Below are 23,213 nucleotides of genomic sequence, written 5' to 3'. Positions count from 1 at the left end.
GTAATGGAAAGTACAGAAAAGAAAGAAGCGTTAATGCGAATAAAAGCAGCTTCGAAAAATGAATTGTATCGAAAGTTATTTGACCAATATGGTACAGATTATTATTACGTTGTCGATGAAAGTGTAAAACGAAATATCCCGTTTTTTTGGAAAAAGAATTATGAAATGTTAGTTGCTTTTCCAGAGGATAAACAGGAAGAAGTGAACGAAGGTACAGCTCAATTTCATGAGCAATTAATGGATGTTGTGAATGACCCTTCAGAACAAATTGTGAAGGCGAACGGAATTCAATCGGTACTGCACAATTTAGAAAACGTGACGACTCCTATGTCATATGCGGCGATGCAAACAGGAAATAGTGAAGAATGGGCAAGAAAGAAAGAGAAACTATTAAAGCTGTTTGAAAAAGGTATCGTCGTTGTGAAACAGACGGAAGAAACAAAAGTAACGAAAAAGCAAAAAGCTGTAAAAAAAGTCGTTCCTGTCAAGAAAGAAGAAGTGGTTGTAAAAAAAGAAAAGCAAGAATCTGTACCATTTATTATTCAAAAAGTAATTCGCATGCTAGAGCAAAACGATGTAGAACAATACTTCATTCATGCATATGCTGAAAAGCTAAAAGTGAAGTTTGAGAATGCAACGATGATTACAGAAGAAGAAGTAATCGAATATATATTGGAAGATATGAGCTCTCATTTCAACACAGAAAACGTATTTGAAAAAGAAGTACAAACAATTGCATTAATCGGCCCAACTGGTGTTGGAAAAACGACGACACTTGCGAAAATGGCGTGGCAATTTCACGGTAAGAAAAAAACGGTTGGTTTCATTACGACCGACCATTCTCGCATTGGGACAGTTCAGCAACTGCAAGATTACGTAAAGACAATTGGATTTGAAGTAATCGCTGTACGCGATGGAGCTGCAATGACAAGAGCGCTAACGTATTTTAAAGAGGAAGCGCGCGTCGATTATATTTTAATTGATACAGCTGGGAAAAATTATCGTGCATCAGAAACAGTGGAAGAAATGATTGAAACGATGGGACAAGTAGAGCCAGATTATATTTGTTTAACGTTATCAGCTTCGATGAAAAGTAAAGACATGATCGAAATCATTACGAACTTTAAAGATATTCATATTGATGGTATCGTCTTTACGAAATTTGATGAAACAGCAAGTAGTGGTGAATTGTTGAAAATTCCAGCAGTATCATCAGCTCCTATTGTATTAATGACAGACGGACAAGACGTAAAGAAAAACATACATATCGCTACAGCGGAACATTTAGCGAAACAAATGTTGCAAACATCATAGAAAAGAGGTGAAGGATAAGGCAACTGCCTTATTCAAACGAGTATGAACGGTCTTTATATAGGTTCTATGGGTATGATGAATTACATGCAGCGTATTAATGTTCATTCAAATAACGTTGCAAATGCTCAAACGACAGGATTTAAAGCAGAAAATATGACTTCTAAAGTATTTGATGTACAAGACACATATCGCCGCGGAGATGGTGCTGTAACAAATATCGGTTCGGTCGATTACGCTGTAGTACCAGCCGCAACGCATGTGAACTTAGTACAAGGAAATATACAAATGACAAATAGTGCTACAGATTTCTTTTTAGATGATGGAACTGCAGGCACAGCTTCGTTTTTCGTTACATCTAAAAAGAATGAAACGTTTTTAACGAGAGACGGTAGTTTTACATTAAATAGTGATCGTTATTTACAAACAACTTCAGGCGCTTTCGTAATGGGAGAGAATAATGAACGTATTCGTATTCCAGAAGGAGCAAAAGTAGCTGTACAAGCAGACGGTACGTTATATGATGCAGTAACACAAAACAATATTGCTCGCTTGCAAACAAAAACAGTAGGTGCAGAAGCGAATAATCGTCTAATCCAAAGAGAGAACAAAAGCTTTACTCTAGCAGAAGGGAACATTGCTGATTTACCGAACGGAGTAGGGACAGTAAAAAATTATATGCTAGAAAATTCAAATGTAGATATGACGAAAGAGATGGCTGATCTTATGACGGATCAAAAAATGATTCAAGCATCACAACGCGTTATGACTTCATTTGATAAAATTTATGAAAAAGAAGCGAATGAAATATTGAGATAGGAGACTCCTAATAAAGGAGTCTTTTATTAATTTTAAATTTCAGAATTATCAATTGACTTTACGGAGCTTCTTTTTTATATTAGTAGGTATAACTATAACTACTAAAGAGGTGAGAGTATGACAACGGCGTTATATTTAGAAGATGCATACAAAACGAGTTGCGAAACAGAAGTGATAAAAGTAGAAGGGAATAAAGTATTTGTAAAAGAAACAGTTTTTTATCCAACTGGTGGAGGGCAGGAATGTGATACAGGTGTCATTGTACAAGACGGGTTTGTATTTGAAGTTGAAAAAGTAAAAAAGGAGCAGGGAGAAATAGTTCACTATATAAAAGATGGAGCTCAAGTAAAATTAGGTCCCGTTAAATTAGAGATTAATTGGGAAAGACGTCATAATTTAATGCGTCATCATTCTTTACTGCATCTTATCGGAGCTGTCGTTTATGAAAAATATGGAGCTCTATGCACTGGAAATCAAATTTATCCTGACAAAGCACGTATTGATTTTAATGAGTTACAAGAGTTATCGAGCGTGGAAGTAGAAGAAATTGTTAAGGAAGTGAATAAACTTATTGAACAAAATAAAGAAATTTCCACTCGTTATATGAGCCGCGAAGAAGCAGAAAATGCTGTAGGAATGATTAAAACAGCAATAAACCTCCTGCCAGCTACTATACAAGAAATCCGCATTGTTACAATTGAAAATTTAGACGAACAAGCTTGTGGAGGCACACATGTAAAAAACACAAGTGAAATAGGAACACTTGTTATTGATAAAGTAAAAAGTAAAGGGAAGCAAAATCGTCGTTTTGAAGTTAGAGCAATCTAGATTGCGAGGGGTTACCGATGGATGAAATTATAAAGGAATTACAAAAGTTAGGATTTTCCCAGTATGAATGTAAAGCGTATATTGGACTACTAAAACATTCCCCAGTAACAGGTTATGAAGTGAGTAAACAAACAGGAGTACCTCGTTCTATGATTTACGAGGTACTCGGAAAGTTAATGGATAAAGGAGCAGTACATATTGTACCTTCTGAACCAGTGAAATATGTACCAGTACCAGCTACCGAATTAATGAATCGAATGCGAAAAGACTTTGAGAAGTCCTTTGAATTTTTAGATGAGAAATTAAATGGTTTAGAACAAGAGCGACAAATAGATGTAATTTCGCATATTCGCTCAAATGATCGTGTTTTAAAAGAAATTTGCAATATAATTAATAGAGCAAAGGAAGAGTTATGGATTTCTGTATGGGAAGATCAAGTGCATGAAATTGAGCCATACATTCATCAAAAAGAAGAGGAAGGCGTACATATATTTTCAATCTTATTTGGCGCGCCAGAAACCAAAATAGGCGCGACATTTCACCATAATTATATGACGCCCCACGTTGTTGAAAAGAGAATGGGTGGTCATTTAACTGTAATCGCGCGTGACGGGGAAGAAGTATTAATTGCGAACTTCTCAAATGATAGCACTTCGTGGGCCGTTACAACGTATGACCCAGCGCTAGTTCTCGTTGCTACAGAGTATGTGCGCCACGATATTATGGTTGAAGAAATCACAAAGGAATTTGGAGCTGATAAGTTAGATATGTTGTGGCGTGAAAATATAGATTTAGTTCATGTCGTAACAGGAAAACGAACTATGGAAGGAATGGAGGATGATAAGGATGAGTAAAGCTGAGGCACATGTAGATTTGCAGAGCGATGATACATTTCAGCAAGGAGTAAAAGATTGTTTACCAACTGTATTTGGTTATTTAAGCATCGGTATAGCAGCTGGTGTAATTGCAAAAACAGCTGGTTTCTCCATTATTGAAATTGCGTTTATGTCCACTTTAATTTATGCAGGTTCTGCCCAATTTATATTAGCTGGTATGTATGCAGCTGGTGCACCTGCTTCCGCAATTATTTTTACTGTATTTTTTGTTAACTTGCGCCACCTTCTTATGAGTGCTGCACTTGCGCCGTACTTTACGAAACTGCCTCTATTTAAAAACTTACTAATCGGTTCTCAAATTACAGATGAAACGTTCGGAGTTGCAGTACAGCATGCAGCGCAAAAAGGATATTTAGGCGAAAGATGGATGGTCGGGCTTAACGTAACAGCGTATTTAAATTGGATTCTTGCTACTATTATCGGCGGGCTGTTTGGTGAGTGGATACCAGACCCACATACGTACGGGATGGATTATGCATTACCAGCAATGTTTATCGGATTATTTGTACTTCAGCTTATAAGTAGTAAACCGAAACTGGCAATTCATCTTACTGTTGCAATTGTAGCGATTATAATTGCGTACGTTTCACACTTATTTATGCCAGATAGTATAGCGGTTATTATCGCAACATTACTAGCTGCGACGATTGGAGTGGTGATTGAAAAATGGAAATGAGATTAGACGTATTATTACTTTTATTAGCAGCAGGAGCTGTCACACTCGTGCCACGTATTTTACCTCTACTCGTATTTAGTAAACTACAAATTCCAGACTGGGGTTTAAAATGGTTAAATTACATACCAATCGCGATATTAGCAGCACTTTTAGCGCAAGTTTTATTTATGCATGACACGATGCAGTGGGATTACTTGATTGCAGCAATTCCAACATTTCTTGTAGCGATATATACTCGTAGTTTATTAGGTACAGTATTAACTGGTGTGATTGTGATTATTTTGTTACGTTTCTTTTTCTAAAAAGGATTACGCTCATATAATAGCGAAAAGTGTAATAACATGAAAAATATAGGGGTGGTGTTATGATACTTTTAACGATAGGAGCAATTTTGTTAACGTTGTTTATTTTCTTTATTATCGGCTTCATTACGTTTATGATGTTTGTTGATAAGGCGACACCTCAAATATATTATACACCTTGTGAATCAGTGACAGTGAAAGCTAAAGGTAAACATAAAAGGAAGAAAAGTTGAATGCTGGCTTTTCTTCCTTTTATTTTATCTGATTTTTCTGTATAATTTAAGTTAGTTATCTAACTAACTTAAAAGGGGGGCATAGAAATGGCAAAACCGAATGTTGTTAATAAAGAGAAGTTACTAAAAGCAGCAAAAGAAATTATTGCAGAGCATGGGATGGAAAAGTTGACATTAAAAGCAGTTGCAGAGAGTGCTCAAGTTACTCAAGGTACCGTATATTATCATTTTAAAACGAAGGATCAATTATTACTTGAAGTAACCGAAGCGTTTTGTAAAGCGTCGTGGGAACAAATAGGAAAGGATGTACAGTTAGAAAAGGCTTTACAGTCTGCCGAAAGTAGATGTGTGAAAGATTCAATGTATCATCATTTGTTTTTTCAATTAGTAGCTAGTGGATTACAAAATGATGCGATGAAAGATAAAATTGGTGGATTGTTACATTATGAAAACCAACAATTAACAAGAGTGTTAAATAAAAATATAGGAGGTACAATGACATCTCAAATTTCAACTGAAACGTGGAGCGTTTTATGTAATGCATTAATTGATGGATTGGCATTGCAAGCCTTATTCAATCCATCTTTTTCTAGCGACAAAGTATATGGTGATTTGCACCTGTTATTGGAAAAGTTCATAGAGCTACAAAAGGGAGGTAATGGTAGTGAATAATAAACTTTGGCTCACTATTTTATTTTCTATCGGCGTTTGGTTTTTTGCCTCAGCATTCTTCATTATTTTCGGTTCTTCTGTTTTATTAGAATACACTTCAAATAGATTTTTTCTACAATTGACGTTTCTTGAATTAGGAACAGCGATAGCTTTATACTTTGTAATGTGGTTATACAAAAGACTAGATACTACAAAATATGCAGTTATTAAGTTAGGTATATGTGGTACGGCAATCGGTTTAACTTTAGATTCTTATATCTTGTATAACTCTTCTAACATATTCTCACAATTATCCTCACAGCAAATCATGTCATTTACCATTTGGATGGTGATTGCTTACGCTCTTTATTTAATAATTCCTTTCGTTATTGAACGAAAAAGACTGTTATAAAGAGGTTTTTAATCTTCTTTATAACAGTCACATCCCCGAAAGAACTAACAACAATAACCCAAATAAAAAACTAATAAAGGAAAGAAAACCGATACATATGGAGAACACACGATTGTTTCTCCATTCGCGCCAGAAAGTGATAAAACCTAATATACAAAGGAAAAACCAAATAGGCAGAAATAGGAACTCACTAATCTTTTCAGGAAGTAACGCATAAAAAGTTAATAAATATAAAATCCAATTTGTAAAAAATAAAATGCAAAGGATAATAGATAGTAAATAGGGCTGTTTGGAAAACTCTCTCTTTTTTACGGTTACAAAAATGATAGTTAGCGCTAAGAAAAAAGCAATGAGCATGAAAATCAGTAAGAGTAATGTAAGTGTCATTTACATCTCCTTTATAAGAGTGTTTTTTACAAGAAATGAATCTATTACATTGTATGCTTGTTTTGTAGAGTGCCCGTTATATTTTTCAGTGTACGGATTTAGAAAACCATGTTCACCGTGTAGTTGGTGTATTTCTAATAAAGGATTTTTTTGTTGCTGCAATGTTTGAATGAAAGAGGATACTGAAAAACTAGCTTCTTTTTCAGGGAAAATAAGTAAGGTAGCACATGTTGGTTTCATATGAATATAGTCACGTATACGGGAACCGTAGCATCCGATAATAAAATTTATGTTCGGATTGTTACTACATAGCCATGAGATGGTAGCACCAACACTAAAGCCGATAAGTCCAATATGTGTGTAACTACTAGAAAGAGAAGTAATGAATTTTTCAATTTGCTTTTTTCCATCTTCAAATCCAATATGATTCATAAAAAAATGATATGCTTTTTCTTCATCACTATAAGGAAATGCATGTTGTGATTGTAGCAGATTAGGACAGAATACATCTATATGAGATGAAGTGAAGTGGTCGGTAACATGATGCATATGATCGTTCACACCATATATTTCATGAACAGCAATGAGAGCTAATTTTTTCTTCATATCTACAAAGTATTTCTATGAAACTTAAATTCTTTCTCAACAAGGCAGATACGTAGGTGGAAGTTTTCGTACCATTGCTCACGACCTCTTTTTTTCGCTTCTTTATGTAAGACGTTCTGTTTCCAATTTTCAATTGCTTCAAGTGATTCCCAATAAGAAATTGTGATTCCGAGCCCTGAATGATCTCGCACACTTTCTACATCTAGAAATCCAGGTTGCTGCTTTGCGAGTTCCTCCATTTTATCGGCAACTGTACTATAATCAGCTGTATCATTAGATAAATTGGAAGTGAATATAACTGCATAATAAGAATTGTTTTTTTCTAAATTAGATGCCATTATTTTTCCCCCTTAATGTATAGTGTGAATAATTAATCCATAGTTTGTATTTTAGCAGGTCACAAAAAGAAAAGAAGTAGAAAATTCTTATTTTTTTCAGCTCCTGTAAAATAGAAGATAGAAGAAATTTATAATAAGTAATCTAAAAAAAGAAAAATGCCACTTCAAAAAAATGAAGTGGCATTTCTTATATTTCCTCTAAGCTATTAACTGGAACTGTTAATTCGCGTCCTGGGTTTTTTACTTCATATATGCGGGCGGTTTCATTGCTTTCGTCGACGTGTTGAATCATAACAGGCATGCCTTGAAAACTAACATTCGCTTGCTCCGCTGACACAGAAAGCTCTTTTGCACGTTGAATATTCATTTATATTCCTCCCATCATTATTATCTTTGCTAAAAAAGAGGAATAATATACCATTTCGAGACATTCTTAAAGTTTTTGTATTATTTGTAATGTTTCTTTAATAAATGAAGTGAAGATCGAATCAGGATAGCTATCTATTGCTTGAACAGCTTCTTTTGCCTCTGTTAAGGCAGATTTTTTATCTTGAAGTTCTATATAGCAAAGGGCACGATAAGACCCAGCTGTTAATACCCACGATTGATCAAGTGGATGACTCATATAATCTGGTATGGTAGCGTGTTTTAATGTTTCCAAAGCTTCCTTATAACGTTTTAAACCATACAATGATTTTCCTTTCTCAAGATAATACAGCCCATCGTCTTGGAAAATTGGATCATTTTTTAGTTTTTCTCGAAATTGTTCTAGATGTTCCAATGCGATTGTATATTCATTCGTAACAGTGTTATAGTAATAAGCTTTTAATATATCTATATTTGCAGCGGATAAAGTATCTTCTGTAAAAATGGAAAATTGCTCAGATTTTTTTATGTAATATAAATATTGTTCTTTATCAGCTACAATGATTTTTTGATAAGATAAAATACGGTAAAATTCATCTGTTTTATAATACACTTGATGTTTTTTTGAAAATGCAAGTGCATCTAAAATGACTTTTTCACATTTTTCATAATTGCCGTATGCGAGTAAAATAATTGCCTCTTTTAAGTATAGTTGTATATGTGTAATAAGATCCATTTCTAAATTCTTCGCCTTATATTCATCACGAATTGTGGCGATCAACTGTAAACATTCTTTATATTTTTTACGTTTGAAGAGCATATAGTAAAACAGTAGTTTCGTTTCAGTACTTTCGCGATACAAAGTATATTTTTCAAATATAGAAACAGCTGTTTCAACGTAATATTCAATATTATAATCGTTCATAATAGCCGCTCCAGTTATGAACTGTTTATATAAACGTGCTGTATTTAAAGTTGGAGGTAAATCTGTTTGAACGATAGGTAGTAAAGTTTTGTATACTTCATCGCCATTTGCCTTTATTAGTGGCTCCATTTTTTGAATGAGTTCTACAATTTTTCCTTCATCTTCTTCTAATAAAAAGCTCGGTTCACATTCAAGTTTTTCTGCAATATATTGTAATGTTTTCATAGAAGGTGTAGCTTTTCCATTTTCAATTTGACTAAGCATACTTTTTGTCAATTCTAAACCTGCTAGCTCAGTTTGTGTAAGTTTTTTTTCTTTACGTAATGCTTTAATTTTTTCTCCGAGAGTTGCCATATTGTAGCTCCTTTATAATCAAAAGTTAAATACAATTAAACTTTTTGTTGTAATAATTGGAAAGTTGATTATATAATAAGTTTAACACAATTTAACTTTTAAAGGGAGAGTGTCATAATGGAAGATGTAAGTATAGATCAAAATGATTCAAGAATGAAGATTGCAACGAGAAATATCATTTTAATGATGATTGGAAAAATGACGTCTTTATTAGGCGCAGGTATTTATACGTTCGCAATGGGGTTATACGTATTAAAGACAACTGGTTCAGGGATGGGATTTGCAACTACGCTCGTTTGCGGGTCGCTTCCCAGGATGATTTGTGGTCCGATTGCAGGTGCTGTAGCTGACCGTGTGAGTCGAAGATGGCTTGTCATCGGTACAGATTTATTAAGTAGTTTAACGATGCTTATCATGTTTATCCTTGCTACTATATTTGGACCATCACTTCTTTTTATTTATGTTTCAGCAGCATTATTATCAATTTGTGCAAGTTTTTATTCTGTTGCATTAACTTCATCTATTCCTAATTTAGTAGATGAGGGGCGTATTCAAAAAGCGAGTGCTTTAAATCAAACGGCAGCTTCTTTATCAAATATTTTAGGACCAATTATTGGCGGAGTAGTATTTGGTTTCTTTTCCATTCAGTCGTTCTTTTTGTTAAATAGTATTACGTTCTTTTTAGCGGTTATTTTGCAATTATTTATTGTATTTGATTTATATAAAAAAGTAGTGGCTGAGAGTAAAGAGCATTTCTTGACGAGTATAAAAGAAGGTTTTTTATATGTAAAACGACAACATGAAATATATGGTTTAATGAAAATAGCATTGTGGGTAAACTTTTTTGCGTGTGGGCTAACCGTTGCACTGCCATACATTATCATACGTACATTGCATTTATCTTCAAAGCAACTCGGTACTGTAGAGGGAATGTTAGCAGTCGGGATGCTAATGGGGGCGATTGCTTTATCAGTGCGTAAAGAAGTGAATAATCCGTTTCGTTCTATTTATACTGGACTGTTTTTGTTTGCTGGTTTGAGTTTATGTACAGTCTTCCCGTTGTTAGTTACCATTCCAAAAGTGGCAAGTTTTATTTACTATATTGCTTTCATGATGTTAACTGGTATAGCAATTATGATTGTCAATATTCCGATGCAAGTACATATGCAAAAAACGACAGATCCGAACTACTTAGGGCGTGTATTTGGCCTACTTGAAACAATTGCGACTGCAATCGCACCGCTCGGTATGATTGTATATGGATTATTGTTAGACATGTTACCAACTAGCATTGTTATGATGACAATAGGTGGAGGTTTATTGTTAGTTGTATTAGTTGGAGTAAGGCAACATATGGTAAAAAAGCAAGTGGATGTGTCGGCTTAAAAACGAGAAAATAATAAAAATGACCAAATCAGTATTTTAGTTTTTGAAACTCTTTTTCATGTATGTTAAAGTAAAGTGAGCAGGCAAAGAAAAGGAGACAACAGCATGAAAAAATTAAGTTTTGTTATGCTTTTTCTGTTAGTCGTAATGGCTGGATGTAGTAATTATGACACATATATTGAAACAGGTATGCAATCATTGAAAGATGAAAAATATAGTGATGCAACAATGTGGTTTGAAAAAGCAGAAAAAGAGAAATCGGGAAATGAAGCGAAATCATATAAAGAAATGGCCGAGAAAATGGATCACGGAGCAACGGCATTAAAAGACGGTAAGTATTTAGAAGCGAAAGACATTGCAAATGAAGTGTTACAAATGAAAAAAGACGATGCACTTGAAACAGCTGTAACATCAAATGCAGAGAATATGCTTCAAAAAGCAAAAGATGTAGAAGAGAAAGTAAATGAAAGAGTAGCAAAACGTAGAAAAGTAGAAGAAGAAGGAATTGATAAACTCATTAAAGCTGTAGATAGTATAGATGATGTGAAAGAAAAAGAGAAAAAAGTTTCAGAAGCATTAGATAAGGCTGAAGAGGCGCAAGCAAAAATTGAAGCGAAGAAAAATAAATAGAGTTATAGCTTAAAAGACTGTCGTGTAAAGCGACAGTCTTTTAATTTTTTGTTGCATAAGAAGTGATGTTATGTAGTAAAAAAGAAATAATTTTAGAATTCCACCTGTCCTCATGATGAATCGTATAAATGTTACGTTGAAATTCAAATTCAGGGATGGGTATGTAGCGTAGTTCATTTCGTTGTACTTCTTGTTCAATAGCAAGTTTAGAAATAAAGGCAACCCCATTACCGTATTTTAAAATTTGTTTCATCGTTTCTAATGAATCTAATTCAATTTCTGATTGGAATGTAATGTTATGAGCTAACATCCATTTTGTAAGTAAATCTCTCGTTGTAGATGGATTACGATGTAGTAATATGCGTTCCTTTTCGATATCTTGTAATGATACATTTTCTTTTTTTGAAAAATGATGTTCTTTGGAGAAAGCAAGAACAAGTGTATCAGGCATTACATTCGTCTGTTTTAAAAGTGATTCATCAAACGGTGCTGCTGAAATTACACCGAGATCAATTTCATGATTTTGTAGCATCGTTCGAATTTCAGGAGCTGTTTTTACCATGAGTGTTATTTTTATATTTGGAAATTCACATTGAAATTGATGAACAATTTCTGGTAAAAGATAAGTCGCTGGTACATAACTAGCGCCAATTGTTATAGCTCCTTTATGAAAATCTTTAAACTCTTGCGTGACTCGCCTAGCTTCTTTCATAAGCGCATCTATTTTACAAGCATAATGATGCAATGCCTCGCCAGCCTCTGTTAAGAAATATCTTCCAGAACGTAATTCAAATAGAGGTACACCGAGCTCCTCTTCTAAGCTTTTTATATGGAATGTAATAGTAGGTTGTTTAACACCAAGCTGTTCTGCAACAATCGTAAGCTTTTTGTATTTCTTAATAAGCACTACAATTTCTAATTTTAAGAGATTCATGGCAAGTTGCCCCTTTTTCTTCTAACTATAGAAAAAATCTATAGAAATAAATAGTTTATTAGAAGTTTTTTAATTTAATCTTTACAGTACATTAACATTCAGTATAAATCTCCCATATAGAATGAAAGCAGGTTAAGAGTGAGGGGAGAGAGGTGAAACGATGGATATTAAAATTAGTGGATTAGAAAAATCATTTGGAAAAGTACAAGCGTTAAAGCCGTTACAAATTGTGATGAAACAAGGTGAATTCACCACACTGTTAGGACCTTCGGGATGCGGGAAAACGACATTACTCAGAATGATTGCAGGACTGGAAGAGCCAGATAAAGGTGAAATATATTTTGGAGATACGTGCATGTATTCTTCTTCTAAAAAAATAAAAACATCTCCTCATGAACGTAATATCGGTATGGTATTTCAAGATTTTGCTTTATGGCCACACATGACTGTATTTGAAAATGTTGCATTTGGTTTAAGAGCTACAAAGCAAACGAATCAATTACGGGAAAAAGTAGAAGAGGCAATAAAGCGAGTTCGCTTGCAAGGAATGGAGAAAAGATATCCGCATGAACTTTCTGGCGGACAGCAGCAACGTGTCGCATTTGCGAGAGCAATTGTAACGAAGCCACATTTCATTTTGTTTGATGAACCGCTCAGTGCACTCGATGCAATTTTGCGAGAAGAAATGCGGTTAGAGCTTATGGATATCGTTCATTCCATTGGTTTAACGGCATTGTATGTAACGCACGATCAAACAGAAGCTATGTCAATGTCAGACCAAATTATTGTCATGAAACAAGGAGAAGTATTACAAAAAGGAACACCAGAAGATATTTATGTGAAGCCATCTCATGAATTTGTTGCAAAATTTGTTGGTAAAGCAAATTGGCTTGTAGAGGGTAAACAAATGGTTCGTCCAGAGCATGTGAGCTGGACAAAAAATGAAGTGTGTGAAATGTATACAGGTGAAGTCCAGCACGTTACATATGTAGGAGAGCGTTATGAAGTGAAAGTAAATATGGGGACACTCGGAATATGGACAGTTTATCACAATAGTAAGATAAGCATCAGAAAGCCAGTATCGTTATATGTACCGAAAAAATGTATTCATCATATAGGGGGAGAATCGTATGAAGAAATTCAGTTCGCTTAAGTCGTTATTTGTATGTACTTTATTATTTTCTGCCGTAGTAACAGGGTGTAGTTCAAAGACAGGTAATGCAGATGCAAAAAGTAAAACTACGAATGAAAAGAAGATTGTTGTATATAGTGCAGGACCAAAAGGATTAGCAGAAAAAATTCAAAAGGACTTTGAAAAGAAAACGGGTATAAAAGTGGAAATGTTTCAAGGAACAACAGGTAAAATTTTAGCGAGAATGGAAGCCGAAAAGAAAAATCCAGTCGTTGACGTAGTCGTACTTGCATCTTTACCAGCGATGGAAGGATTAAAAAAAGATGGACAAACGTTAGCTTATAAAGAAGCGAAACAAGCTGATAAGCTTCGTTCTGAATGGTCGGATGATAAAGGACATTATTTTGGATATAGTGCTTCAGCGTTAGGAATTGTGTATAACACAAAAAATGTGAAGACAGCGCCTGAAGATTGGAGCGATATAACAAAAGGAGAATGGAAAGGGAAAGTGAATCTTCCAGATCCAGCACTTTCAGGTTCAGCTTTAGACTTTGTGACAGGATATGTGAAAAAGAATGGAAAAGATGGATGGAATTTATTTGAACAGCTTAAGAAAAATGAAGTTACAGTAGCAGGGGCAAACCAAGAAGCGTTAGATCCAGTTGTAACAGGAGCAAAAGATATGGTCATTGCGGGTGTTGATTATATGACGTACAGTGCAAAAGCAAAGGGGGAACCAGTTGATATTGTTTATCCAAAAAGCGGAACAGTTATTAGCCCACGTGCAGCAGGTATTATGAAGGATAGTAAAAATGTAAAAGGTGCAAAAGAGTTTATTGATTATTTATTATCAGATGATGTACAAAAACAAATTTCTAAAGCGTATTTATTACCCGGTAGAACAGATATAAAAGCGGAAAATAGACCGAATGTGGAAGAGATTCCAGTATTACATATTGATTGGAAAACAGTTGAGAAAGAACAAGATGAAATAGGAAAACAATTTAAGAAAGTATTTCAATAAGATGGTGATTACATGGTAAATCGATTTGGATCAGTAAGGCAAGTTGGGATGACGGTAGCGTTGTTACTTGTGGCGATGTTAATCGTCATTCCGCTTTTTCTCATTTTACTTTCTAGTGTATATGAAAATAGTAGTTGGAATTTTTTAAAGCCGTTTGAAGTGATGCAGAGTGGTGGATTAGCTGGGATTTTTCTAAATTCGATGCTTCTAGGTGTACTCGTAGTAATAGGGGCAACTATCTTTGCATTTCCACTAGCTTTCATTATGAGCAAAACAGATGTTGGAAAGCATAGCAAGTTAGATATTGTTTTTATGATTCCATTTATGACACCGCCGTATATTGGATCGATGGGCTGGATTTTGTTCATGCAACCGAACGGATATTTTGAACAGTTTTTTCCGATGCTAAAGACGATTTCATCTTCGTTTTTTAGTTTAGGAGGTATGGTTTTAATTATGAGTCTGCATTTATTCCCATTTCTTTACTTCATGTTGAAGAATACATTACTTCAAATTGGGAGTAGTAAAGAAGAAGCGGCAGCAGTTCATGGTGGAAGCTTTTTCTATCGTTTAAGAAAAATAATATTACCGTTATTAGTATCAAGTTATGTAATGGGTGCTTTACTCATTTTCGTAAAGACGATTGCTGAATTTGGAACACCGGCTACATTTGGACGAAGAATCGGATTTCATGTGTTAACATCAGAGATTCATAAATTTATTTCGAGTTGGCCAATTGATTTTAGTAGTGCAACAGCATTATCTTCTTTATTACTTAGTGCATGTATGCTCATTTGGTATATGCAAAACGTATTAAATCGAAAGTATTCATATGCAATGGTTAGTGGAAAAGGTGTGAAATCTAAAAGGTACACTTTGTCTATATATGTGCGCGTTGTAGCATGGGTTTATGTAATTGGTTTATTAATCGTATCAATTGGAATCCCGTATTTTTCTATACTGATTGCTTCTTTGTCAAAATTAAGAGGCGGAGGCTTACAGTTACATAACTTTACAACGAGTCATTATGAAGCATTATTTACAATCGGATCTCCAGGATTAGAAGCTCTATGGAACAGTTTTCTTTTTTCACTTATAACAGCGATTATTGCTGTTATGATTGGCGTCTTTTTAGCACTTATGATTCGAAAGGGGAAAAAGTCCTCTGAAAAATGGCTGGATATGTGCGGTATGTTACCGAACATGGTACCAGGAATCGTAATGGTTGTAGGGCTTATTTTATTTTGGAATTCCCCCTATATGCCCCTGTCCATTTACAATACACCAGTCATGGTAATCGTAACGTACGTTGTTCTTTTTTTACCTTATACAGTGCAGTATGTAAAAGCATCGCTCGGGCAAATTGATGATTCTCTCGTGCAGGCAGGAAGTATTTTTTCTGGGAATTATATGTATGTTTTTAGAAAAATAATATTCCCTCTTATTATCCCGGGTATTCTTGCCGGATGGGCGATGACATTTACAATCTCGATAAGGGAGTTAGTAGCATCGCTTCTCGTACTACCTCCATCGGTAGAAACGTCAGCAACATTTATTTTTGCTCAATTTGAACAAGGAGAAGTATCTATTGGAATGGCGATGGCTGTCGTTTCAGTTGGACTTACAACACTATGTTTATTACTTCTGCAGCATATGGAGCACAAACGAAAAGGGGTAGCATGATGAGGGTAGAAGTATGGGGAGGAGCGGGAGAATACGGTCGCTCCTGCTACTTCGTAAAAAATAAAGAGACAAAAATATTATTTGATTGTGGTATTAATCGGTCATATAAGGATAGTTATCCAAAAATAGAACGAGAAGTTGTACCGTTTTTAGATGCAGTATTTTTGTCACATATTCATGAAGATCATACGATGGGCTTACCTTTATTAGCGAAGTATGGATATAAGAAAAAAATATGGACAACTCGTTATACGAAGGAGCAACTCCCAGCTTACTATGAAAAATGGAGAAACTACAATTTGGCGCAAGGATGGCATGTACCTTATACCGACCAAAATGTGAAAGATTTAAATTATGTATATATTGATGAGATTAGCAATCCGAATGAATGGGTACAGATTACTCCTACATTGCGTTTTCAATGGGGGTATAGTGGGCATGTATTAGGAGCTGTTTGGTTTTTAGTGGATATGAGTCATACATATGTATTCTATTCTGGCGATTACTCAGCAGAGTCTAACATATTGCGAGCTAATTTACCTGAGAAGTTGCACGGCGATATAAAAGTCGCAATCGTAGATGCCGCTTATCATACTGATGATGTTTCGCAACATGAACGAATAAACGAACTATGTGCAGAAATTGAACGCGCCGTCGGGAATAAAGGGATAACATTACTACCATTGCCCCCCCTTGGTAGGGCGCAAGATATCGTATTGTATTTATATAAAAAATATAAAGAACTCCCTATTATAGTAGATCAAGAAATTTTGGATGGATTTCAACAGATGTTCGCATATAAAGATTGGATCAAAAATAATGAAGAACTTGAAGAGCTAATGGAGAGTTTAAAAAGAAACATAATAGTTATGGATGATGACAGCGGTACGCATCATAGTTATGGAATAGTTGTAATGAGTGATGCGAATATGCAAACGAAGCGAGCGCAGTTATATTATGAACAACTTCGGCATGACGAACGAAATTCTATTATCTTTACTGGACATATTGCGAAAGGGAGTTTTGCAGAAAAAGTTTTGAAGGAACGTGTAGGTAAAGAATGTAGGGTGAAGCGAGTTCCATATAAAGTTCACCAAAGTATAAGAGATGTGAAAGAGATGTTAAATACATTATCACCAGAACATACGGTGTTAGTACACGCTTTGAAAGAGGATACGGATCGATTACAGAAAAAGCTTAGCACCGCAGGGTATGAAAATGTATATTCACTTACTATGGAACGAATAGAAGTCATTTGAAATGTAAAGGGGATAGGTATATGAAAAGCGTATTTGTATTCGTAAGTATTTTCTTTTGTTGTTTCCTTTATAACGTTAAGGAAGGATTTGCCGCTAGTCCAATGACACCTAGTTTTGAAGTGAAGTTATTATTAAAGCCAGAACAAGTACTAGGTCCTAACAAAGAGATGAAGCAAGATGTACTAGAGCATTTCCAGGCTGGTACAAATTATGAAAGAATACAAGTACAGTTTTTAGATACTGCAAATAAAAATTTAAGTAATGAAGGCTGGTTTGCCAGAATACGAAAGAAAGAAAGAATTTAGTAAAGATTTTGAGCTAACATATAAAAAAAGATATCCTATTCCAAATGGTGTAATTCAAGATGCACTAGAAGTAGCTAAAAAAGAAGGATTCGATAGTAATACGGATAGTTATGAGGCGGAAATAGACTGGGGATTTGAAAAGAAAACGTTAAGTATTTCAAATAAGAAAAGTTACAGTGCAAAAGGATATGGAGTACTTGATTTACCAAACGAAAAAGCTGCTCAAAACATGTTAGTAGAAAAGTTACCGGGGAAAATGAACAAATGGTTGTATACGAATTGGGGAGAAGAGATGTTAAGGGATTCCCGTATTTACGGTCCGGTATTAATGAAAAGGTATACAGGGGAGTTTAAAAATAGTAAAACGAATATTGAAGTTTGGCCACTAAGTAATACAGGGAAAATAGAAGATGATTTCGTAATAGAAGTGTCTTTTAAAACAAATGAGGAAAGTATTGCAAAAGAACAAAGAGAATTATTAATGAAGAGTTTAGACCAAAAAGGATGGTTGTTACCGAAAGATAGTTTGAAAACAGAGCTTATTTTTCAGTGAATAGTAAAAAGGAATCCAGATGCCATGGATTCCTTTTTATATATGAGTATTAAGCTAAATCAGCTGACACGAACATATCACTATTTTGAAGATTTTTAGAGCGTAAACTATAAGCAACTACCTTCTTTTTATATTGTTTTACAACATCAACATGCTCTTCATGACTATAAATATAAAATGTAAAATCTTTTTTGCCACGTTTTGCATGAATAATTAAAGGAGTACCCTCATTATGTGGCGGTGCATAATAGCGATCTAAAAATAAACCTTCGTTAAAATCATGAATAATTTTGGATTTTTGTTCGCCTTCTACGTTATTTCCATTGATTGTAACAGTCGCATTCTCTTCTTCAAGCTGTGGATGTGTTTCGTACTTGCTAATAATGGATTCAATAACAGTGTTAGGAAGGCTCGAAACGATAATTTTAAATGCCCCAAATACAACTAACATAACAATAAACCAAGTCGTCATACTATATCATCCCCTTTTTCCTATTAAATAATATAACTCATATGGTAATAGTACATAAGGTGAAGTTTTGTATAATTTGTGAAAAATATGCCATTTTTATGAACGAAATGTTAGAAAAATCAATTTTGTTACAAAAAGTTGAAATCGAAGTATTTTAAAAGAAAAAGGTTTATAATAAAAATATAACTAATAACCACATTACTAATTATAAGGAAGTGTAACTATGAGTACTGTAACAATCGTGTATGGTATTATTCTTTCCACAATTATCGTTTTATTTTTCGTTGGGGTTTCACGTTATATTCATAAATGGAAAGAAGGCGTTGCGAAATTAAATCACATTGAAGAAGAACTTAGTGATTTAATGTTACATCATGGTAAGTAAACATTTATTTTTTAACTAAACAATGTGCAGGATATCACAAAACATGCTCTCCTTATGAAGGCATGTTTTTTTGTTATGTGAATGATTAGGCACATTCATACATTTTTTCCATACGATACAGTGTGAAAGTAGAAATGTTCGGAGTGGAAAAGAGGGATAAAATGAGTAGTTCAGGCTATGTTCCAGATAATAAAAATTTAAAGAAAAGCTCAGGAACTCCAAACCTTTTCTTTGATTCGAGAAAAAATGTCTTTTTTAAAAGGGATGAGAAAAACGTTGCATATGAAGTTACGTCCACGCAGTTACCAGCAATGATAGGTGGAGCGTTTGTTGATTTATTTATGACAAAAGGGCACATGCGAGAACCACATTGGCATCCGAATGCGTGGGAATTGGATGTTGTAGTATCAGGAGAAGCAGTTACATCCATCTTAAATCCCGAAACGAATCAATTGCAAAATTATCATGTGAAAGCGGGGCAAACTGTCTTTATTCCAATGGGATGGTGGCATTGGATCACAGCGGTAACAGAAGAAGTGCAATTACATTTGTTCTTTAATAACGATCAGTTTGAAACAGCAGAAGGATCAGACATACTTAGATTAACACCGCCAGAAGTATTTCAAGCTGCATATGGTGTAAGTGCAGAAAAATTAGAGAAGGACCTTTCGCCAATTAAGGAATCAGTTGTAATTAGTCCTACTAACTCAAATCGAATAAATAGTGTGAAAAAAAGTGACGAATCAAATATAGTCGTTACGTTAAATGGACAAATAACATCATGTGAAATAGAGTAACTCTTTCTTTTTAGGAAGAGTTACTCTATTTGTATAATTTTGTAATTTAATTCGTTATAATTATGAGATAGAAGGGAATGTATTAGAGGGGGGATATTGTGAACATATTAAAGGTTATAGGAATAATTGTAGGAGTCATTATAGTAGCTGTTATAGCTTTCTTCGTTATTATGAATTACTATTTGTCAAAAGAAGATCCTGATTACGTATTAAAGTACATAAAAGAACATAAAGAAGATGAAACATGTTCATTACTTATTAAAAGAAATGGAGAAGTATTAACTTCTATAAATGAAAATAAAAAATTGCCATTAGCGAGTATGGCAAAAATCGTAATAGCAGTTGAATTTGCTAAGCAAGTGTCAGAAGGAAAAATAAGTCGTGATGAACAAATTTCATTGCACGAGCTAGAAAAATATTACGTTAAAGATACTGATGGTGGAGCACATCCTAACTGGTTAGAAGATGCCAAAGCGAGAGAATTAGTGAAAAATGGACAAATCGCTTTAGAAGAAGTCGCTAAAGGAATGATTCATTATAGTTCTAATGCAAATACAACATATTTGTTAGAAAAGCTTGGAATAGAAAGAGTAAATGAAAGTATAAAAGAGTTAGAGCTTACTAGTCATGATAAGTTCACTTCTTATACCGCTGCACTATATATGAGAGGATACGTAGAAAAAGAACTTCATATGCCAGAAAATCAGTCATTAAAAACGTTACGTGACATGTCAAAAGATGAATATAATAAACATGTGTTACAAATACAGGAATGGATGAAAGATGAGAAAGAATGGAAAAAGCGGGATATTCCATTAAAAGTAGATATGGAATTTCAGCGAATTTGGTCAGATCGATTAGTGGGTGCGAACGCTAAAGATTATATGAGTATAATGGAAAAGATAAATAGTAGAAATTATTTTCCAAAATCAATGCAAGAAGAGATCGAGAACATTTTTAAAGGAACAGTTAAAAATAGTAAGTTCGAATATGCTGGTCAAAAAGGTGGTTCTACCGCATTCGTATTGACAAAAAGCTTGTATACTACAGATAAGAAAGGGAATAAAGTAGAAGCTGTCATTATGTTTAACGGTATAGAAGATCAAATTGCATATCAAAAGTTGAGAAATAATGTAGACTATTTTATTCGAGATATTATAACAAGTGAGGAGTTTAGAAATAAATTATAATAGAATAATTTTATTATGTAAACAAGATGCTGTTAAAGGTAGGTGTTGAGATGAGGTTGAAGGAGTATATGCTTGCAACGTTTCCAAATTTAGAACTTAGACCACCTCTATTTTATAATGGGGATATGGGTATTCGCTTTAAATTAGGTGTGAACTATGATTGCACTAATATTTATGAAAACTGCCCATATTTAGAAGGCGTTTATAATAGAGCCATTACTTTATTTCAGTTTTTACATTCCAAAACAGATGATATGTATATTGTAGTGGATGTAAATGACTATGCAGACGGTGAAACTTTCAAACACAAATTGAATATCTTTTCTAGGTATGTAAAAGAGAAGTCTGATTTGTTTAAGTTACAGAAAAATACAATCCCTTATGTTTTTCCAGAAGATGATGAAGATGGATTGTATAAAACACATAGATTTACTTTGAAATGTAAAGTTTCAGACTTGAAATACATTCCTATGCTAAAAGCAATTTGTAATCAAGATATGGGAATCAAACCGAGTATTTTTCATAGGGTGTATTTCATAAATGTTAACAAGAATACTATATTTCACATTTATGATGATAGAGGTTGTGATGTATTAGCTACCTCTCCTAATACAATTAGGGATATGTATCATACATATAATGATTGGATATTAGACTACGATCGAAATAAAATCGATAAAGTATTTAATTGAATGTAGTCTATTTTAAATGAGGGAAACACCATATGGGGTGTTTCCCTTTTATTAATATGAAAATCAACATTTAAAATTGACAGCACTTATTATAAAGGTAAAGGGATTTGATGATAATGTATTGAATTTGGGTAGAAACGGAAAAAGACCAACTATGAGAAGTCAAGAGGAATTTTATAAATAGGAAACTTAAAAAAGGGTGCACCAAATAACCCTAAGAGATGTTAAAAAAAATAAAAGTATCAAACTTCTTTTGAATATTGAGGGATTTCATACGGTTTATTGTTTTTTAGGATGGCATAGATAATGTAGCACAACTTTCTAGCTACAGCTCCTATACAAACATAGTAGTGCTTTCCTTGTTTTCGTTTCTTCTCATAAAAAGCTTTCAAGACAGGGTCATGTTTATGGGCTGTAATAGCGGCTTGGAATAAGGCTCTACGTAAATGAGAAGAGCCACGCTTAGATATAGACATACCTGATGATTCAAATTGTCCAGATTGGGACACAGAGGCATCAATGCCTGCGTAAGCGACAAGTTTAGATGGTTTATCAAAGCGGTGTATATCCCCAATTTCACTTAGTATAGTGGCACCTAAAATTGGTCCAACGCCAGGTACTGTCATGATAGGAGTATCTAAATCAATTAAAAGTTGTGACATTTCGTCTTCACATTCTTTGATTTGATCTTCGATAAAACGAATTTGCTCCATCAACATTTTTAGTTGGAAGGAAAAAGCGTTTTTACAGAAGGTAACACCAAACGAATTAGAGGCTAATTCCATTAGCTTGTTAGCTGTTTTCTTTCCTAGTCGGTTACGACTGGTTTGCTCAATTATTTGTGTTAAATCATCAATAGATATCTGTTCATAGTCACTAGGAGAGGCATATTCAAGTAAGATTTGCGAAGAAGTTTTACCAAAAACATCCGAAAAGATGCTTTGGTACTCTGGGAAAGTCTGATCTAATACGACAAGAGCTTTTCGTTTTAAATCACTCATATTACTTACAAGCGCATTACGAAAGCGGCTCATTTGTTTTAGAGCGAACATTTTTTCGTCCACAAGTGGGGTTTCAACAAAACGGCCGAATCGAATGATATCGGCAATCATAGTGGCATCAATGGCGTCTGTTTTTCGCTTTCTAATTTCTGTTCCTTTTCGCCAGGCATTGGTTTGAATGGGGTTTAATACAATGACTGAAAATCCATGATCCAGTAGAAAAGAATAAACAGCTAACCAATAATGTCCGGTGGCTTCCATTCCAATCAGTATTTCTGTAGGAGACTCAATGTATTGGTAGATCTGATTTAAAAGGGTTTGTCCACCTTCTTTGTGATTCTGAAAAGGAAATGGCTTAGTAATAGGTTTTCCCGCTTGATCGATAATGGACGCATAATGTTTATGTTTAGCGATATCAATACCTAAATAGAACATAGCTTACACCCCTATATTAATTAGTGTTAGATAGTGCTTTCCTCCCCTGAACTAATAAGCGCTACTACCTCGTAAGAGATACGAAGAATGACCAATGGTCATCAACATCCAACTCATTCGTAAACTACTTATTAGACAGAGGTACCGCTCTTTTTTACGAATACAAAGATTCAGGGAGATGGTCGGCAACACTCTATCTACAAATATTAGTATCTCATAAAAATAGATACC

Annotated in this window: 28 protein-coding genes and 1 pseudogene; 21 read left to right on the top strand and 8 right to left on the bottom strand. The window is 34.3% G+C overall.

All coding sequences use genetic code 11. The annotated features are described in order from the left end of the window. Nucleotides 1–3: 3 nt before the first annotated feature. The 9 genes from flhF to QCI47_RS19430 all read left to right on the top strand — a co-directional run bounded on the left by flhF (nucleotide 4) and on the right by QCI47_RS19430 (nucleotide 6,128). On the top strand, nucleotides 4–1,314 hold the full coding sequence (gene flhF, locus QCI47_RS19470; protein ID WP_229132765.1) for a flagellar biosynthesis GTPase FlhF: 1,311 nt from the start codon (nucleotides 4–6) through the stop codon (nucleotides 1,312–1,314). Nucleotides 1,315–1,356: 42 nt separating this feature from the next. After that, entirely contained in the window at nucleotides 1,357–2,130 is a 774-nt protein-coding gene (locus tag QCI47_RS19465) for a flagellar basal-body rod protein FlgG (RefSeq protein WP_270692302.1), read from the top strand. Between the two features lie 117 nt (nucleotides 2,131–2,247). Next, nucleotides 2,248–2,958 (top strand): alanyl-tRNA editing protein, encoded by a 711-nt coding sequence (locus QCI47_RS19460; protein ID WP_070172119.1) that lies wholly within the window; start codon nucleotides 2,248–2,250, stop codon nucleotides 2,956–2,958. A 17-nt stretch (nucleotides 2,959–2,975) separates the two neighbouring features. Further along, nucleotides 2,976–3,812: a TrmB family transcriptional regulator gene (locus tag QCI47_RS19455; RefSeq protein ID WP_061131089.1), complete on the top strand. Its 837-nt coding sequence runs from the start codon at nucleotides 2,976–2,978 to the stop codon at nucleotides 3,810–3,812. Continuing rightward, nucleotides 3,805–4,530, top strand: coding sequence for an AzlC family ABC transporter permease (locus QCI47_RS19450; protein WP_309422628.1), 726 nt, complete (start codon nucleotides 3,805–3,807; stop codon nucleotides 4,528–4,530). The genes QCI47_RS19455 and QCI47_RS19450 overlap by 8 nt, the downstream gene beginning before the upstream one ends. Beyond that, nucleotides 4,521–4,832, top strand: a complete 312-nt coding sequence (locus tag QCI47_RS19445) for an AzlD domain-containing protein (RefSeq protein ID WP_000425940.1) — start codon at nucleotides 4,521–4,523, stop codon at nucleotides 4,830–4,832. The genes QCI47_RS19450 and QCI47_RS19445 overlap by 10 nt, the downstream gene beginning before the upstream one ends. 62 nt (nucleotides 4,833–4,894) lie before the next feature. Next, on the top strand, nucleotides 4,895–5,065 hold the full coding sequence (locus tag QCI47_RS19440) for a DUF3951 domain-containing protein (protein WP_000602230.1): 171 nt from the start codon (nucleotides 4,895–4,897) through the stop codon (nucleotides 5,063–5,065). A gap of 87 nt (nucleotides 5,066–5,152) precedes the next feature. Then, the gene (locus QCI47_RS19435) at nucleotides 5,153–5,737 is read left to right on the top strand and encodes a TetR/AcrR family transcriptional regulator (RefSeq protein ID WP_262717969.1); all 585 of its coding nucleotides are present in this window, start codon (nucleotides 5,153–5,155) and stop codon (nucleotides 5,735–5,737) included. Continuing rightward, the gene (locus QCI47_RS19430; RefSeq protein WP_001060577.1) at nucleotides 5,730–6,128 is read left to right on the top strand and encodes a DUF5367 family protein; all 399 of its coding nucleotides are present in this window, start codon (nucleotides 5,730–5,732) and stop codon (nucleotides 6,126–6,128) included. Before QCI47_RS19435 ends, QCI47_RS19430 begins: the two co-directional genes overlap by 8 nt. A 27-nt stretch (nucleotides 6,129–6,155) precedes the next feature. On the opposite strand, the gene QCI47_RS19425 is transcribed toward QCI47_RS19430, so the two are convergent. From QCI47_RS19425 to QCI47_RS19405, 5 genes are all read right to left on the bottom strand, one after another. Continuing rightward, nucleotides 6,156–6,515, bottom strand: coding sequence for a hypothetical protein (locus tag QCI47_RS19425; RefSeq protein ID WP_309422630.1), 360 nt, complete (start codon nucleotides 6,513–6,515; stop codon nucleotides 6,156–6,158). After that, nucleotides 6,516–7,121: a dienelactone hydrolase family protein gene (locus tag QCI47_RS19420; RefSeq protein ID WP_000727611.1), complete on the bottom strand. Its 606-nt coding sequence runs from the start codon at nucleotides 7,119–7,121 to the stop codon at nucleotides 6,516–6,518. Nucleotides 7,122–7,123: 2 nt separating this feature from the next. Next, nucleotides 7,124–7,459: an antibiotic biosynthesis monooxygenase family protein gene (locus QCI47_RS19415; protein WP_000157883.1), complete on the bottom strand. Its 336-nt coding sequence runs from the start codon at nucleotides 7,457–7,459 to the stop codon at nucleotides 7,124–7,126. A 187-nt stretch (nucleotides 7,460–7,646) separates the two neighbouring features. Then, the gene (locus QCI47_RS19410) at nucleotides 7,647–7,826 is read right to left on the bottom strand and encodes an H-type small acid-soluble spore protein (protein ID WP_001025740.1); all 180 of its coding nucleotides are present in this window, start codon (nucleotides 7,824–7,826) and stop codon (nucleotides 7,647–7,649) included. A 66-nt stretch (nucleotides 7,827–7,892) separates the two neighbouring features. Continuing rightward, nucleotides 7,893–9,104 carry a helix-turn-helix domain-containing protein gene (locus QCI47_RS19405; RefSeq protein WP_353811925.1) on the bottom strand — a complete coding sequence of 404 codons (1,212 nt, stop codon included), beginning with the start codon at nucleotides 9,102–9,104 and terminating at the stop codon, nucleotides 7,893–7,895. A 117-nt stretch (nucleotides 9,105–9,221) separates the two neighbouring features. Here QCI47_RS19405 and QCI47_RS19400 point away from each other — a divergent pair, with 117 nt between their 5' ends. After that, nucleotides 9,222–10,490 carry an MFS transporter gene (locus tag QCI47_RS19400; protein ID WP_076873321.1) on the top strand — a complete coding sequence of 423 codons (1,269 nt, stop codon included), beginning with the start codon at nucleotides 9,222–9,224 and terminating at the stop codon, nucleotides 10,488–10,490. Nucleotides 10,491–10,595: 105 nt separating this feature from the next. Continuing rightward, on the top strand, nucleotides 10,596–11,120 hold the full coding sequence (locus QCI47_RS19395; RefSeq protein ID WP_000736430.1) for a DUF4398 domain-containing protein: 525 nt from the start codon (nucleotides 10,596–10,598) through the stop codon (nucleotides 11,118–11,120). Nucleotides 11,121–11,160: 40 nt separating this feature from the next. Here QCI47_RS19395 and QCI47_RS19390 read toward each other — a convergent pair whose 3' ends face one another. Beyond that, nucleotides 11,161–12,054, bottom strand: coding sequence for a LysR family transcriptional regulator (locus QCI47_RS19390; RefSeq protein ID WP_001050629.1), 894 nt, complete (start codon nucleotides 12,052–12,054; stop codon nucleotides 11,161–11,163). 160 nt (nucleotides 12,055–12,214) lie between these two features. Here QCI47_RS19390 and QCI47_RS19385 point away from each other — a divergent pair, with 160 nt between their 5' ends. The 5 genes and pseudogenes from QCI47_RS19385 to QCI47_RS19365 all read left to right on the top strand — a co-directional run bounded on the left by QCI47_RS19385 (nucleotide 12,215) and on the right by QCI47_RS19365 (nucleotide 18,010). Then, entirely contained in the window at nucleotides 12,215–13,207 is a 993-nt protein-coding gene (locus tag QCI47_RS19385; RefSeq protein WP_309422634.1) for an ABC transporter ATP-binding protein, read from the top strand. Next, nucleotides 13,185–14,210, top strand: a complete 1,026-nt coding sequence (locus QCI47_RS19380) for an ABC transporter substrate-binding protein (RefSeq protein WP_000714696.1) — start codon at nucleotides 13,185–13,187, stop codon at nucleotides 14,208–14,210. Before QCI47_RS19385 ends, QCI47_RS19380 begins: the two co-directional genes overlap by 23 nt. 12 nt (nucleotides 14,211–14,222) lie before the next feature. Further along, nucleotides 14,223–15,893, top strand: a complete 1,671-nt coding sequence (locus QCI47_RS19375; protein ID WP_309422635.1) for an ABC transporter permease — start codon at nucleotides 14,223–14,225, stop codon at nucleotides 15,891–15,893. Next, a complete protein-coding gene (locus QCI47_RS19370; protein WP_139303490.1) occupies nucleotides 15,890–17,152 on the top strand; it encodes an MBL fold metallo-hydrolase in 1,263 nt (420 codons plus the stop codon). The genes QCI47_RS19375 and QCI47_RS19370 overlap by 4 nt, the downstream gene beginning before the upstream one ends. Nucleotides 17,153–17,172: 20 nt before the next feature. Beyond that, nucleotides 17,173–18,010, top strand: a pseudogene (locus tag QCI47_RS19365) (hypothetical protein). 49 nt (nucleotides 18,011–18,059) lie between these two features. Here the strand turns inward: QCI47_RS19365 and QCI47_RS19360 are convergent. Further along, nucleotides 18,060–18,482: a YfmQ family protein gene (locus tag QCI47_RS19360; RefSeq protein ID WP_001989725.1), complete on the bottom strand. Its 423-nt coding sequence runs from the start codon at nucleotides 18,480–18,482 to the stop codon at nucleotides 18,060–18,062. Nucleotides 18,483–18,523: 41 nt separating this feature from the next. Between QCI47_RS19360 and QCI47_RS19355 the strand changes: the two genes are divergently transcribed. The 5 genes from QCI47_RS19355 (at nucleotide 18,524) to QCI47_RS19335 (ending at nucleotide 21,546) form a co-directional block, all read left to right on the top strand. Beyond that, nucleotides 18,524–18,640 carry a hypothetical protein gene (locus QCI47_RS19355; protein ID WP_001994830.1) on the top strand — a complete coding sequence of 39 codons (117 nt, stop codon included), beginning with the start codon at nucleotides 18,524–18,526 and terminating at the stop codon, nucleotides 18,638–18,640. 65 nt (nucleotides 18,641–18,705) lie between these two features. Continuing rightward, complete coding sequence (locus QCI47_RS19350; RefSeq protein WP_000109006.1) at nucleotides 18,706–18,867, top strand: hypothetical protein; 162 nt, start codon at nucleotides 18,706–18,708, stop codon at nucleotides 18,865–18,867. A gap of 161 nt (nucleotides 18,868–19,028) precedes the next feature. Then, a complete protein-coding gene (locus tag QCI47_RS19345) occupies nucleotides 19,029–19,664 on the top strand; it encodes a cupin domain-containing protein (RefSeq protein WP_098671773.1) in 636 nt (211 codons plus the stop codon). A gap of 98 nt (nucleotides 19,665–19,762) precedes the next feature. Continuing rightward, nucleotides 19,763–20,854: a serine hydrolase gene (locus tag QCI47_RS19340; protein WP_220778773.1), complete on the top strand. Its 1,092-nt coding sequence runs from the start codon at nucleotides 19,763–19,765 to the stop codon at nucleotides 20,852–20,854. Nucleotides 20,855–20,904: 50 nt separating this feature from the next. After that, nucleotides 20,905–21,546: a DUF3885 domain-containing protein gene (locus QCI47_RS19335; RefSeq protein ID WP_061131103.1), complete on the top strand. Its 642-nt coding sequence runs from the start codon at nucleotides 20,905–20,907 to the stop codon at nucleotides 21,544–21,546. A gap of 242 nt (nucleotides 21,547–21,788) precedes the next feature. Here the strand turns inward: QCI47_RS19335 and QCI47_RS19330 are convergent, their stop codons facing one another. Beyond that, nucleotides 21,789–22,982: an IS110 family RNA-guided transposase gene (locus tag QCI47_RS19330; protein WP_049106919.1), complete on the bottom strand. Its 1,194-nt coding sequence runs from the start codon at nucleotides 22,980–22,982 to the stop codon at nucleotides 21,789–21,791. Between the last annotated feature and the right edge of the window lie 231 nt (nucleotides 22,983–23,213).

Source organism: Bacillus cereus group sp. RP29 (assembly GCF_040459765.1).
GTDB lineage: Bacteria > Bacillota > Bacilli > Bacillales > Bacillaceae_G > Bacillus_A > Bacillus_A paranthracis.
Note: the sequence above shows the minus strand (reverse complement) of the source record. Positions and strands in the feature narration are given on the sequence as shown.

Excerpts from the sequence above, each read along its gene's own strand:
- flhF (WP_229132765.1), top strand. The coding sequence starts at position 4 with ATGGAAAGTACAGAAAAGAAAGAAGCGTTAATGCGAATAAAAGCAGCT.
- QCI47_RS19465 (WP_270692302.1), top strand. The coding sequence starts at position 1,357 with ATGAACGGTCTTTATATAGGTTCTATGGGTATGATGAATTACATGCAG.
- QCI47_RS19460 (WP_070172119.1), top strand. The coding sequence starts at position 2,248 with ATGACAACGGCGTTATATTTAGAAGATGCATACAAAACGAGTTGCGAA.
- QCI47_RS19455 (WP_061131089.1), top strand. The coding sequence starts at position 2,976 with ATGGATGAAATTATAAAGGAATTACAAAAGTTAGGATTTTCCCAGTAT.
- QCI47_RS19450 (WP_309422628.1), top strand. The coding sequence starts at position 3,805 with ATGAGTAAAGCTGAGGCACATGTAGATTTGCAGAGCGATGATACATTT.
- QCI47_RS19445 (WP_000425940.1), top strand. The coding sequence starts at position 4,521 with ATGGAAATGAGATTAGACGTATTATTACTTTTATTAGCAGCAGGAGCT.
- QCI47_RS19440 (WP_000602230.1), top strand. The coding sequence starts at position 4,895 with ATGATACTTTTAACGATAGGAGCAATTTTGTTAACGTTGTTTATTTTC.
- QCI47_RS19435 (WP_262717969.1), top strand. The coding sequence starts at position 5,153 with ATGGCAAAACCGAATGTTGTTAATAAAGAGAAGTTACTAAAAGCAGCA.
- QCI47_RS19425 (WP_309422630.1), bottom strand. The coding sequence starts at position 6,515 with ATGACACTTACATTACTCTTACTGATTTTCATGCTCATTGCTTTTTTC.
- QCI47_RS19420 (WP_000727611.1), bottom strand. The coding sequence starts at position 7,121 with ATGAAGAAAAAATTAGCTCTCATTGCTGTTCATGAAATATATGGTGTG.
- QCI47_RS19415 (WP_000157883.1), bottom strand. The coding sequence starts at position 7,459 with ATGGCATCTAATTTAGAAAAAAACAATTCTTATTATGCAGTTATATTC.
- QCI47_RS19410 (WP_001025740.1), bottom strand. The coding sequence starts at position 7,826 with ATGAATATTCAACGTGCAAAAGAGCTTTCTGTGTCAGCGGAGCAAGCG.
- QCI47_RS19405 (WP_353811925.1), bottom strand. The coding sequence starts at position 9,104 with ATGGCAACTCTCGGAGAAAAAATTAAAGCATTACGTAAAGAAAAAAAA.
- QCI47_RS19400 (WP_076873321.1), top strand. The coding sequence starts at position 9,222 with ATGGAAGATGTAAGTATAGATCAAAATGATTCAAGAATGAAGATTGCA.
- QCI47_RS19395 (WP_000736430.1), top strand. The coding sequence starts at position 10,596 with ATGAAAAAATTAAGTTTTGTTATGCTTTTTCTGTTAGTCGTAATGGCT.
- QCI47_RS19390 (WP_001050629.1), bottom strand. The coding sequence starts at position 12,054 with ATGAATCTCTTAAAATTAGAAATTGTAGTGCTTATTAAGAAATACAAA.
- QCI47_RS19385 (WP_309422634.1), top strand. The coding sequence starts at position 12,215 with ATGGATATTAAAATTAGTGGATTAGAAAAATCATTTGGAAAAGTACAA.
- QCI47_RS19380 (WP_000714696.1), top strand. The coding sequence starts at position 13,185 with ATGAAGAAATTCAGTTCGCTTAAGTCGTTATTTGTATGTACTTTATTA.
- QCI47_RS19375 (WP_309422635.1), top strand. The coding sequence starts at position 14,223 with ATGGTAAATCGATTTGGATCAGTAAGGCAAGTTGGGATGACGGTAGCG.
- QCI47_RS19370 (WP_139303490.1), top strand. The coding sequence starts at position 15,890 with ATGATGAGGGTAGAAGTATGGGGAGGAGCGGGAGAATACGGTCGCTCC.
- QCI47_RS19360 (WP_001989725.1), bottom strand. The coding sequence starts at position 18,482 with ATGACGACTTGGTTTATTGTTATGTTAGTTGTATTTGGGGCATTTAAA.
- QCI47_RS19355 (WP_001994830.1), top strand. The coding sequence starts at position 18,524 with ATGGTAATAGTACATAAGGTGAAGTTTTGTATAATTTGTGAAAAATAT.
- QCI47_RS19350 (WP_000109006.1), top strand. The coding sequence starts at position 18,706 with ATGAGTACTGTAACAATCGTGTATGGTATTATTCTTTCCACAATTATC.
- QCI47_RS19345 (WP_098671773.1), top strand. The coding sequence starts at position 19,029 with ATGAGTAGTTCAGGCTATGTTCCAGATAATAAAAATTTAAAGAAAAGC.
- QCI47_RS19335 (WP_061131103.1), top strand. The coding sequence starts at position 20,905 with ATGAGGTTGAAGGAGTATATGCTTGCAACGTTTCCAAATTTAGAACTT.
- QCI47_RS19330 (WP_049106919.1), bottom strand. The coding sequence starts at position 22,982 with ATGTTCTATTTAGGTATTGATATCGCTAAACATAAACATTATGCGTCC.